Source organism: uncultured Campylobacter sp. (assembly GCF_938031315.1).
Classification (GTDB): domain Bacteria; phylum Campylobacterota; class Campylobacteria; order Campylobacterales; family Campylobacteraceae; genus Campylobacter_B.
On the sequence record NZ_CALHHT010000376.1, the window covers coordinates 1 to 12,045 of the forward strand.

The 12,045-nt window shown below is 51.3% G+C and carries 9 protein-coding genes; 6 read left to right on the top strand and 3 right to left on the bottom strand.

The window, feature by feature from the left end; all coding sequences use genetic code 11:
- Positions 1–1,507, bottom strand: a 1,507-nt coding sequence (ilvD, locus tag Q0236_RS09240; protein WP_297917099.1) for a dihydroxy-acid dehydratase, incomplete at its 3' end; no start/stop codon positions are given.
- 191 nt (positions 1,508–1,698) lie between these two features.
- On the opposite strand from ilvD, the gene Q0236_RS09245 reads away from it, so the two are divergent.
- The 5 genes from Q0236_RS09245 to Q0236_RS09265 all read left to right on the top strand — a co-directional run bounded on the left by Q0236_RS09245 (position 1,699) and on the right by Q0236_RS09265 (position 6,833).
- A complete protein-coding gene (locus tag Q0236_RS09245) occupies positions 1,699–2,658 on the top strand; it encodes an ABC transporter substrate-binding protein (RefSeq protein WP_297917101.1) in 960 nt (319 codons plus the stop codon).
- A complete protein-coding gene (locus Q0236_RS09250) occupies positions 2,652–3,449 on the top strand; it encodes an ABC transporter permease (RefSeq protein WP_297917103.1) in 798 nt (265 codons plus the stop codon). Before Q0236_RS09245 ends, Q0236_RS09250 begins: the two co-directional genes overlap by 7 nt.
- Positions 3,449–4,138 carry an ATP-binding cassette domain-containing protein gene (locus tag Q0236_RS09255; RefSeq protein WP_297917104.1) on the top strand — a complete coding sequence of 230 codons (690 nt, stop codon included), beginning with the start codon at positions 3,449–3,451 and terminating at the stop codon, positions 4,136–4,138. Before Q0236_RS09250 ends, Q0236_RS09255 begins: the two co-directional genes overlap by 1 nt.
- Entirely contained in the window at positions 4,131–6,437 is a 2,307-nt protein-coding gene (locus tag Q0236_RS09260) for an NnrS family protein (protein ID WP_297917107.1), read from the top strand. Before Q0236_RS09255 ends, Q0236_RS09260 begins: the two co-directional genes overlap by 8 nt.
- Before the next feature lie 66 nt (positions 6,438–6,503).
- Complete coding sequence (locus tag Q0236_RS09265; protein ID WP_291939008.1) at positions 6,504–6,833, top strand: cupin domain-containing protein; 330 nt, start codon at positions 6,504–6,506, stop codon at positions 6,831–6,833.
- A gap of 471 nt (positions 6,834–7,304) precedes the next feature.
- On the opposite strand, the gene recJ is transcribed toward Q0236_RS09265, so the two are convergent.
- Positions 7,305–8,885 carry a single-stranded-DNA-specific exonuclease RecJ gene (gene recJ, locus Q0236_RS09270; RefSeq protein WP_297917109.1) on the bottom strand — a complete coding sequence of 527 codons (1,581 nt, stop codon included), beginning with the start codon at positions 8,883–8,885 and terminating at the stop codon, positions 7,305–7,307.
- The gene (locus Q0236_RS09275) at positions 8,875–10,506 is read right to left on the bottom strand and encodes a CTP synthase (protein ID WP_297917111.1); all 1,632 of its coding nucleotides are present in this window, start codon (positions 10,504–10,506) and stop codon (positions 8,875–8,877) included. The genes recJ and Q0236_RS09275 overlap by 11 nt, the downstream gene beginning before the upstream one ends.
- 138 nt (positions 10,507–10,644) lie before the next feature.
- On the opposite strand from Q0236_RS09275, the gene Q0236_RS09280 reads away from it, so the two are divergent.
- Positions 10,645–12,045, top strand: a 1,401-nt coding sequence (locus Q0236_RS09280) for a DUF945 family protein (RefSeq protein WP_297917113.1), incomplete at its 3' end; no start/stop codon positions are given.

A 12,045-nucleotide genomic window follows, 5' to 3' on the forward strand; every position in this document is an offset into this window, starting at 1 on the left:
CGATGATGTCGCCATCTTGCAGCAGCCCGATCATACCGCCCTCGGCAGCTTCGGGGCTCACGTGTCCGACGCTTAGCCCCCTAGTCGCGCCGCTAAACCTGCCGTCCGTGATGAGAGCCACGTCTGCGCCGAGACCTCGCCCCATGATTAGGCTCGTTGGGCTTAGCATCTCCTGCATGCCCGGGCCTCCGCGCGGCCCTTCGTAGCGGATGACGACCACGTCGCCTTTGTTTACCTTGCCGCTTGAGATCCCCTCTATCGCCTCGTCTTGGCTGTTAAAGCAGACAGCCTTGCCGCTAAATTTACGCTCGCCGATGATGCCCGCGGTCTTGATGACGCAGCCCTGCTCGGCTAAATTTCCAAACAAAACCGCCAGCCCACCGACCTGCGAGTAGGCGTTTTCGACCTTACGGATGACAGATTCGTCCTTTATGGCGCTTGCTCCGACGCGCTCGCCCAGGCTTTCGCCGCTTATCGTTAGTGCGTCTAGCCCAAGCAACCCGTTATCGCGGCGCGAAATTTCATTTATCACGGCGCTTAGTCCGCCCGCGCGGTCGATGTCCTCCATATGCACGTTTGGCAGGCTCGGGCTGATTTTGGCGATATGCGCGATCTTGCGGCTGATCTCGTTGAGCCCCGCGATCTGTAAATTTACCCCCGCTTCGCGCGCGATAGCTAGGATATGCAGCACGGTGTTGCTGCTGCCGCCCATCGCCATATCGACTACTAGGGCGTTTTGGATCGATTTTTTGTTCACGATGTTGCGGATTTTGTATTTTTCATCCAGCGCTATCTCGCAAATTCGTCGCCCCGCCTGCCTGATGAGCTCCTCGCGCTCTGGCGTAAGTGCTGGCACGGTGCCGTTGCCTTTTAGCGCGATACCCATCGCTTCGCACAGCGTATTCATCGAGTTTGCCGTAAACATCCCCGAGCAGCTGCCTCCGCTCGGACAGGCGGCGCACTCGATCTCTTTTAGCTCCTCGGCGCTGATCTCTTTGGTTTCAAATTTACCCACCGCCTCAAACGCCGTAGATAGGTCGATCGGCTCGCCTTTTTTAGTGTAGCCTTTTTTCATCGGGCCGCCGCTAACGAAAACCGTAGGCACGTTCACGCGAAGTGCGCCCATCACCATGCCCGGCACGATTTTATCGCAGTTTGGAATGCACACGAGAGCGTCTAGGGCGTGCGCGTTCATCACCGTTTCGATCGAGTTTGCGATCAGCTCGCGACTAGGCAGGCTATAAAGCATCCCAGCATGCCCCATCGCTATGCCGTCGTCCACGCCGATGCAGTTAAACTCAAACGGCACGCAGCCGTTTTTGTGGATCTCGTCTTTTAAAATTTCAGAGTATTTGTTGAGGAAAAAGTGGCCCGGGATGATCTCGATGAAGCTGTTTGCTACGCCGATGAAGGGCTTTTCAAAGTCCTCGTCCTTTAGCCCGGTCGCTCTTAGCAAGCTTCTGTGCGGCGCGCGCGTATAGCCTTTTTTGATGATGTCGCTTCTCATTTTTTGTCCTTGAATTGAAATTTTCTCCATTTTAGCATAAAATTTTACCGCTGCGGGCGTTTTAAATTTTAGCGCATTAAAATTTAAAGCCGATTATTGAGCTTAATCAAACCGAATCACCCCTATTTTTGATATAATTGCACATCGATTATCAAAATCTTGCCGTTTGGCAGGAATGAAAAGAGGAGAATATGCAAAGAAGAAATTTCTTAAAACTAACGTCTGCGTTGGCGGCTAGCGGGCTTGCTAGCCCTCTTTTTGCAAAGGAGACTTTTACTATTTACGGCGCGCCCGCGATGCCTAGTCTCATCATCGGCGTTGCGTGCATGCAGGGGCAGATCGGCAAAAAATACGACGCCAAACTCGAGCTTTGGCGCGATCCCGATCAGCTGCGCGCGGGCGTGGCAAACGGCGAGTACAAGGTCATGATGAGCCCTAGTAACGTGGGGGTGAACCTCGCAAATCAAGGCCGCAAGATCGGTATGGTAAATATCCTCACCGAGGGGCTAAATTTCGTGATGAGCAAGGGCGAGAAGATAACGGAATTTGCGCAGTTGAAGGGCAAAAAGATCGTCATGCCTTTTAAAAACGATATGCTAGACATCATCGTGCGAGCCATAGCGAAAAAGCAGGGCATTAGCGGACTAAACATCGACTACACCGCCAGCCCCGCAGAGAGCGCGCAGCTGTTTTTGGCTAAGGACTACGATGTCGCGATCACGGTCGAGCCGCTAGCAAGCGCTATGATCTTAAAGGGCAAAGTGTCAGGCATCGCCGTGCAACGAGGAGCAAATTTAAGCGATATGTGGGCGCAGGCGTTTTCGGTAAAGCCCATCATCCCGCAGGCGGGCATCATCGCAGATACCGATTTTTACGCCGCGAAAAAGGCGGATTTTGAAATTTTAAACGCCGATTTAGCAGACGCGCTTGCGTGGATCAAAGCGAACAAACAAAGCGCCGCGGCGATCGGGACGAATTTCTTTCCCGCACCGCCGCCTGCGATATTTATGAGTATCGATACGTCGAATTTGTGCGTCAAAAAGCCTAGCGAGATCAAGGACGAGCTTTTGAAATTTTATGAAATTTTGATGGAATTTAACCCTAAGCTCATCGGCGGCGCGATGCCTAAGGACGAATTTTTCCTATGCTAAAAATCGATAAAATTCGCAAAGCTCAAAACCCCGCGTTTTACGTCATAGACTATCTGTGGGGCGGCTTTGCGAGCCTAGGGGCGGTGTGCTTTTTCATAGCCATTTGGCAAGTGGCGAGCGAGGCTTACGGGCCGCTCATTCTGCCAGAACCCGCGGCTGTTTTTTCTAAGGCGTGCGAAATTTTAAAAAATTTCGCCGCAAACGATCTGGCCTTGTCGCTTAAGCGCGCGCTTGCAGGCACCTTCCTCGCGCTTTTTGCGGGGATTTGCAGCGGGCTTGCGGCGGGGTATTTCAAAAGCCTGCGAGCCTTTTTAAACCCGCTAATTACCGTGCTTCTCTCGACGCCGCCCATCGTTTGGATCGTGCTTGCGATATTTTGGTTTCATTTCGGCGATAAAAGTGTGCTTTTTACCGTCGTTATCGTCGTCGCGCCGATGACTTTTGCGTCCGCGGCGCAGGCGATGGCTAGCGTGAGCGCCGAATACACCGAGCTTTTCGACAGCTACAAAAGCTCAATTTTAAAAAAACTGCGCTACCTCTACGCGCCGCACCTAATCGAGCGGCTGCTTCCCGCGATCTACGTCGCGGTCAGCAACGGCGCGAAGGTGCTTGTGATGGCGGAGCTTTTGGGTGCGAACGACGGCATCGGCGCAAAGATCGCCGAAGCGCGCGTAAATATCGATACGGTCGAGGTCATGGCCTACGTGTGCCTGGTCATAGCCTTTACGGCGCTTTTTGATTATCTCGTGACCAAGCCGCTTCAAATTTTACTGATGCCGTGGAGCAGATGATGCTAAAAATTTCAAATCTGCGCTACGAAATTCTACGCGACGTTATAATTTCAGATTTTTCGCTGCAGCTGCGCGCGGGCGAAGTAAAGACGCTTTTTGGCCCCAGCGGCTGCGGCAAGACTTCGCTTTTGCGGCTGGTCTGCGGGCTGGAGGATAAAAAAAGCGGGCAGATCGAAAACGGCTTTAAGAAAATCAGCTTTTTGTTTCAAGAAAACCGCCTGCTGCCGAACCTCACGGCGCTTAAAAATATCGAAATTTTTAGCCCTGCGGGCGTGAACGAAATTTACGCCCTCGCCGCAAAGATCGGGCTAAGCCCGAGCGATCTGAATAAATTCCCGCGCGAGCTAAGCGGCGGAATGCAAAAGCGCACGGCATTTTTGCGCACGATCCTTAGCGGCTGCGATCTGGCGCTGCTTGATGAGCCGTTTGTAGGTCTGGATCGCGATCTGCGCGGCGTGCTGATCGAAATTTTAGTTTCAAAGATCGAGCGCGAGGGGCTTGCCTGCCTTTTGGTGACCCACGACCGCTTCGAAGCCGCACGCCTAAGCCACGAGATCATCGAGCTCGAGCCCAAAGGGATGGGGCTTAGGCGCGTCGTGAGCCTGGACGAGCCGCTAAGCGCGCGTGACGAGCGGTACGAAGAGCGCGTGGTAAGCGAGCAGTTTGGGGGAGTAAGCTATTATGAGTAGAAATTTTATCTTTAGTGCGCGCAAACAGGAAGATACCGCACAAAATTTGAACTTACGTTGCAGCTCAGACGCGAGCAAGCGAAGCTTTGGCACGTATCGCGATTTGGGCGCGTACGAACACGGACATTTGCCGAGCGCTAGATGCGACGACCTCGGCGCGGGCAAGCATGGGCTCTTGCGAAGTATTAGATGCCGAGATGTCGGCGCAGGCGGACATAGACTCTTGCGAGATGCTAAATGTTATGATTTCGTTGCTTGCATAGGCAGGTTCTTTCGGGACATCGGATGCTGCGATCTTAGCGTAAGCAGATATAGCCTTTCTCAGGACGCCTGGCGCCGTGGTTTTATCGCACCAAAATACGAGCTGCGTAGCCGTGCGAACTGCGATTATAGCGTGAGCGTGCTTTTGGACGGCGCAGCGCGCTGCGGCTTTGCAGCGCGAAATTCGGCGAAATTTAGCAGCGATACGTACTGCAGCGTTAGCGCAGGCTTACGGCGCGTTGGCACAAACCAAGATACCCGCTCACGCCGCGATCCCAGCGCGAGTCCCAGCTCACGGCTCAGCCCTAACGCGAGCGATCCTTTGCAGCGCGTATCCGATCGCCCTGCTCGTGCCACCTGCCCACATTGCAGATTTGGTGCGAACCCAGACGCCCGTCTGCGTTATGGATTTGGCGCAGATTATTTTAAAAATTTAGACGGAATTTCTACGCGAAATTTTAAAATTTACGCTTCAAATTTTACGCGAAATTTCAAAAATTCAGCTCGCAATTCGGACGCCGAGCCAGCGCAAAGCTTTAAAAATCCAAATTTCGCACATGATTTCTTGCAAAGCGCTAAAAGCTACGATCAAAATTCCACTCATGGTTTCTCACAAAGCAGCTCCGAGCTGGGTTTCTCGCAGGGCGCTCAAAATTATGAGCGAAATTTACCGCTAAGCTTCTTGCAGAGTGCCAGAAGCGCCGATCAAAGTCAAAATTTTAAATCCAGTTTCGCGCAGAGCCATGCCGAGCCGAATTCTATTTGGGACTTCTCGCAAAGCGCTAAAAATTCCGATCGGAATTTTAAGACCAATTCCACGCAAGACCGAACCGAGCCCGTTTCGCCGCAGGAGCTCAAAAATCCGGAGCCGTGCCCAGCACAGCAGCAAGAGCTAGGCTTTTACGCGCCTAAATTTAAAGATGAGCGCGCTAGGAATTTTTTCTCCCATCCGATGCGCGCCTTCGTTCTTTGCGCCTGCTTTTTTGCGGCGCTGGGCGCGCTTAGCTTTTTGGCGCCGGACGCGCTTGAGATCGATTATGTGAGCGCTCATAAGTTTTACTTTCTGTTTTTGGCGCCTTCGTGCATCTACGCGGCGTTTTTGCTTACCGCGCTGCCCGATTGGACGAACTTCGAGGGCTCGCTAAAGCCCGTCTCGCTTGCTTTTGCCGCCTGCCTTATCGCGGCTTTTATCGCGAGCTTTTTAAATTTACGGCTTGCGGCGGCGATTGTGGGGCTGTTTTGGGCGATATTTTTCATCTTTGCGGCGCGGCTTTTATGGCTGGATAAAAACTCGAATAATTTTAGCATCCTAGCGGTCTTAGCGGCGTTTTGCGCCTGCTCTGCGGCCTATGGCGCAAGCGCGGATGAAAAATTTCTGCTCAGCTTCGTGCATATCAACGTCGCGGCAATCGCCGTCGTAAGCTACCGCATAAGCGTCGTCATCGGCAACGAAGCGCTAAGAGAGGGCGGGCTGAAGGACGCCGTTTTTATTCCAAATTTTATCTACAAAAATTTAGCCGCTTTCCTCGCCTTCGCTTTGGCGCTCGCGACGCCATTTTTAAGCGAGGCGACGTGCGGATTTATCGCGCTTGGCATCGGGTTTTTGTTTTTGGCGAAGCTTCGTGAGCTGCACTATGTCGAAATTCTAAGCCGCCACTATATGGCGTTTTACTACGCGCTGCAGGCTGCGTGCGCGGCGGGCTATGCGTGGCTGGGCGCGACACTGATCCGCGGAGGATACGCTGCCGCGCCGCTGCACGTCATCGCGATCTGCTATATGTATGGAGCGATACTTTTTGTGGGAATGATCGCCGGACAGCGCCACAGCGGAATTTCGCCGCTAAACTTCCCGCGCCTAAGCCGCGCGGCGCTCGTTTTGGCTCTGCTCGCGGGGATTTTAAGAGCCGTTTTTGCGGGCGAGAACTTTGTTTTATACGTGATGATCCCCTCGGCGCTTTTCATCGCCGCAGTCGCGCTATATCTGATAAATTTCGTTCCGATCTTTCTGAAAAATCCTTTCAGCGCGGATCCGGATTGATAATCATCAAAGCGGGCTTGCTAAATTTTAGCTACAATCGATCAAATTTCATTTCAAGGAGAGCTTATGCAACACATCAAAAATATCGACGCCGCTAAGGCCGTAGAGCTTGCTTCGCTAGTCGAAGTATCCCCTCATAAGGTGATTTCGCGCACCCTCGCGCAAAATCCTGCGCTGAATATGACGCTTTTTGCCTTCGACGGCGGCGAGGAGATCAGCTCGCACAAATCCGACGGCGACGCGTTCGTTTACGTGCTTGAGGGCGAGGGCGATTTCACGATCGACGGGCAGAAGCACCGCGTAAAAGCGGGGCAAAGCATCGTCATGCCTGCGGGCTTGCCGCACGCGATCTTCGCGCCGGTGCCGTTTAAGTGGTTTTTAGTGGTAGTTTTTTAGCCTCTAAGTTTAAGGGCGGGCTAAATTTTAAAATTTAGCCCGCTCGCCACTTCATAAAATTTTATCCGAAATTCCATTCGCAGGGTTGTTCTGTTTGTTTCTGACGGCTATCGCTCGCCCTCGCAAAATTTTAAAATTTAGAAACGTTTAAATTTTACTTTTACCGCGCCCAAAAATTTCGTCTGTTTTGCAAACCGTGCGGGAGCTGAAAATAATACATCGCGTTTGCGCGCCGTGGCTGAGCTCCGAAATCGTACGCTTAAGCTTGCATCGAAAGTCAAATCCATAGCTCGCGCGTTGAATTTTGAAGTCGCGCCGAGCGTGCAATACATATCGGGCGAGTAGAGCAGATTGACGCCGTAGTAGGGCAAATCCGCCGAGTGCGCAATGTGCACTGAGCTAACAGATCGAGAGTTAAATTTAAAGGCCTCCGGAGCGAAATACACGCCAAGCCGGCCTAAATTTTAAAATTTAGCTCTCGCTCGGGGTCAGTTCCTTGATGATGAGCTCGGGCGTGATCGTGCCGCGGAAGTTGTTTTTGCTAATCGTAAAGATCGCATCCACTCGCTCGCCCGCGCGCGGCAAAAAGTCGTAGTTGAAAAACAGCGCCTCGACGCTGCCTCCGTTTTTATCAAGCGCCATTTTGATATGCTTGCCCTCCTTGCCGATCTCTCTGATATTGCGGGCCCGGGCGCCTTTGATGCAAAAGAGCGGGCGCGGATTTTTCTGCCCGTACGGCTCGTAAAATTCTAAAATTTCAAGCAGCTCGAAGTCTATCTGCGACGCGTCCAGCTCGCCCAGCAGATCGTCTTGCGCGCTAAAATCGCTCAGATCTTTAGGCGTTATGCGCTCATTTACGCGCCGCTTAAACTCCTGAAGTAGCGCAGGATCGATCCCCACGCCCGCAGCGCCCTTGTGCCCGCCGAAGGTCGTTAAAATTTCGCTTTGCGAGGAGATCAGCTCTAAAATGTCAAATTTACCGATGCTGCGCGCGCTTCCTTTGGCGCGCGAGTCGCTTACGCTAAAGACGATCGCGGGCTTTTTGTAGGTCTTGCTTAGGCGGCTTGCGACGATGCCGATGATCCCTTCGTGCCACTGCGGACCCCACACGACGATGACGTTGTCGCTCGGATCGACGCTTTTTACGATCTCGTCGTAGAGGCTTTTCTCCTCCTCTTTGCGCGAGTTGTTGATGGAATTTATCGTCTCTAGGTAGTGGTTTGCCTCTCTGATATTTTTGGCGCATAGGAAGTTATACGACATCGTCGCATCGTCCATCCGCCCCGTGCAGTTGATAAGCGGCGCGATCGTGTAGCTGATATCGTCGAATTCGAAGTGTTTTTTAAAATAATGCTCTTTAATCGCCTTGAAGCAGGCGCGGTTCGAGCTATTTAGCCGCTTGATGCCGAAGCGCAAAAGCGCGCGGTTCATATCGCGCAGCTCCATCATATCGGCGATTATGGCGATGATGAGGATATCCATCGAGCTTGCCATATCGTAGTTCACGCCGAGGGTTTCTTTTAGCGCGCCTACGAGATACCACGCTACCTGCGCGCCGCAAATTTCGATATTTGGGAAGGTGCAATCAGGCTGCTTCGGATTGATTATCGCATAAGCTCGCGGCAGCACGGGCGGAGGCATGTGGTGATCGGTGATGATGAGATCGATCCCCTTTTGAGCGCAAATTTCGGCAGCTTCCGTCGCGGAGGTGCCGTTATCTACGGTGATGATGAGATCAACGTCCTCGAGCTCGCCTATGATCTCGCTGTTTAGCCCGTATCCGTCGGTGAAGCGGTTTGGGATCTTAATGACGTACTCCGCGCCTATTTGATTGAAAAAATCGCTCATTATGACGGTGCTTACGATACCGTCGACGTCGTAATCGCCGACTACGGCTATGCGCTGGTTTTCTTCGATGGCAGTTTTTATGCGCAAAGCCGCCTTATAGGTATCCTTCAGCTCGCAAGGTAAGGGAATTTCAGAAATTTTATTGTGTCGATCGCCTGCAAATCTCGATTTTAAAATTTCCCTTATCTCATTTTTACCTAGCATTTTTTATAGATGCTTCGATAAAGCCCAAAATAGCGGGATTTGGGCGCACTAAACGGCTGGTAAATTCCGGGTGAAACTGCACGCCCAGAAAAAACGGATGGTTTTTTAGCTCGACCGCTTCGATAAGCCCGTCGCTCTCGCCGCAGACGATAAGACCGTGCTTTTCAAAATCGGCGCGGTACTTCGGATTGGCTTCGTAGCGGTGGCGGTGGCGCTCGCGGATGGTTTTTTGCTCGCCGTAAATTTTACCCAAAAGCGAGCCTTTTTTGACGTCGCAGTCATAGCCGCCCAGCCGCATAGTGCCGCCCATAGGGGATTTGTGCGTGCGGATCTGCTTTTTGCCGCTTGCGTCGATAAAGCTGTCAATCAGATAGATCACCGGATCTTCGGTCTGCGGGTCAAATTCCGAGGAGTTAGCGTTTTTCAGTTTTAAGACGCTCCGCGCAAACTCCACCATCGCAAGCTGCATCCCCAAGCAGATACCCAAAAACGGCACCTTATGCACCCGCGCGTAGTTTATGGCTAAAATTTTACCCTCTATCCCGCGCGAGCCGAAGCCGCCCGCGACCAAAATTCCGTTTACGTCGCGGAAAATTTCATCCACATTGCTCGCTTCAATTTTTTCGCTGTCGATCCACTTTAAATTTATCCGCGTATCAAGCGTCGCGCCCGCGTGGATGATTCCTTCGGTGAGGGATTTGTAGCTTTCTTTCAGATCGATATATTTGCCGACGAAAGCGATCGTGGTTTCGTTCGTAGGCACGATGACGCGCTTAACGAGGCTGTCCCAGTTGCTCATATCGACTTCGAGCTTGTTTAAGCTTAGAGTCTCTGCGATCGGCGTTAAAATATCCTGCTTCAAAAACGCAAGTGGGATCTGATAGATGCTCGCGCTATCGGGGCTTTCGATGACGCAGTTTTTATCCACGCCGCAGCTTAGCGCGATCTTATCTTTTAGCGCGCGATTTAGCGGCATTTCGGAGCGGCAGATTATCATATCGGGGCTGATACCGATACGACGCAGCTCACCTACGCTGTGCTGCGTGGGCTTAGTTTTGAGCTCGCCCGCGACCTTGATGAAAGGCACGAGCGTGAGGTGGATATTCATCGTATTTACTCTACCAAGCTCCACTCTCATCGCGCGGATCGCCTCTAAAAACGGCAGCCCCTCGATGTCGCCCACGGTGCCGCCGATCTCGACGATCAGCACGTCGTTGCCCTCGCCCGCCTTTTTTATGCGGCGCACGATCTCGCCTACGATGTGAGGGATCACCTGGATCGTCTTGCCCAGATAATCGCCCCTGCGCTCCTTTTCGATGACGGAGCTGTAAACTTTGCCCGTGGTGAAGTTGTTATCTTGGCTTAAATTTTCATCCAAGAACCGCTCATAATGCCCAAGATCCAGATCGGTCTCCGCGCCGTCGTCGGTGACGAAAACCTCTCCGTGCTCCAGCGGGCTCATAGTGCCGGGATCTACGTTGATGTAGGGATCCGCCTTTAGGATGCGCACCTTTTGCCCCGCGTGCTTTAAAAGCGTCGCGATCGACGCCGCCGCAATGCCCTTACCCAGCGAGCTCAGCACTCCGCCGGTGACGAAAATATATTTCGTTTGTTTTGCCATAAGTTTTCCTAAATTTTGATATTAATGTCGCGATTATAACTTCTTTTAGGTTAAAGCACACTAAGCTAGAATTTGAAAATTTTAGAAATTTACGGCAAAATACGCACCCAAATAAATTTTAAATTTAAAGGAGAGATGATGAAAAAGATCATCGCGGCTTTAGTGCTCATCGTAGCGCTTATAGTGGGCGTTTTTGTGGCGACGAAGGACGCTAAAACGGGAGTAGCTAAAAGTGTAAACGATAGCATAACCAAAACGGTTGACGGTGCGGTCGGCAAGAGTGCCAGCGCGGCGATTGAGCAGCAGATTGCAGAATTTATCGCTAGAAACGAAATTTTCGAGACTAAGAGCGCTAAATTTTATCCCGGAGATAGCAACTCGAGCGGCTTTATCGAGGGTACGGTCAAAAAAGAGAAGCTTCAGGCCTATCTGACGGACGGAGTTAAAAAAGTTAAAGAGCTTGCGGATCGCGACGATGCGAACGAGACTCTGGATTTTGATCCTAAAGAGGTCTTCCCTCAAGATTTTGACTTCCGCTACGATTATACTATTAAGCACAGCGTGAAGGATGTCGCGGCGGGCTTTGAGATGGACGGAACGATAAAAGTTAAAACGCCTTATTACGCAGAGCCGATAAAAGAGGTTTTTAAAACCGATACGCCAGTGAACACGCATATTCTATTCGGTCCGGGCGATATAAAATATGAAGCCAAGTTGGTCGATATAAATTTCGCAGAAAATAGCGAGATGGTGCGCATAGCGGGCTTTAGCATAGGCGGCGTTAGCGATATGAGCGGCGAGGTCATCAAGGGGCTAAATTTTAAACTTCCGGAGTTTTTCGTGGATGACGGCAAGCAGATCGGCATAGATATGAAAGGCCTTGGATACGACGTTACGTTTCCGAATGAGGTAAAAAAATCCGACGATCTTTTATCTAAGCTGATAATGAGCGATATAGATTATAAGGCGGGCATAAAAGAGCTAGTCGTAACCATCAATAGGCAGCGCCTCGTCGTAGCTACAAATTTAAGCTCCGAGGGCAACAACCGCATCAAAAACGGAATTTTAACCTCCGAAGACGAAAGCAAAATGGAAACTCTTAAGATCGCCGACGTGCTTTTGCGAAATATCCACTCAAGCGTAGGAATAAACCTAAGCGCGAAGTTATATGAAAAATTTGCCTTCGCCGGATCTAAGGATTTCGATGAGCTTGCGGAAAACAAGGAGCTTTTGAAAGAGCTTTTGAAAGACGACATTAAATTTGAGATCAAAGATTTTTCGTTTGAAAACAGCCTCGGCAAAAAATTTGCTTTCAACTTAAACGCGCTAGTTGGCGGCTTTATAGATGAAGAGAAGCTCTTTGAAAAGATGGAATTTGGCGGCAAAGCTACGATAAATACGACCATCACGGACTTCCTATCGCCTTACGACAGCCTGCGCGATTTTGCGCCTATGGCTGAAGTTTACGGCTCCGAGTTTCTTAAACCGGACGGACAGGGCGTTAAGATGGAATTTAGCTACGACAAAGCCAACAACGCT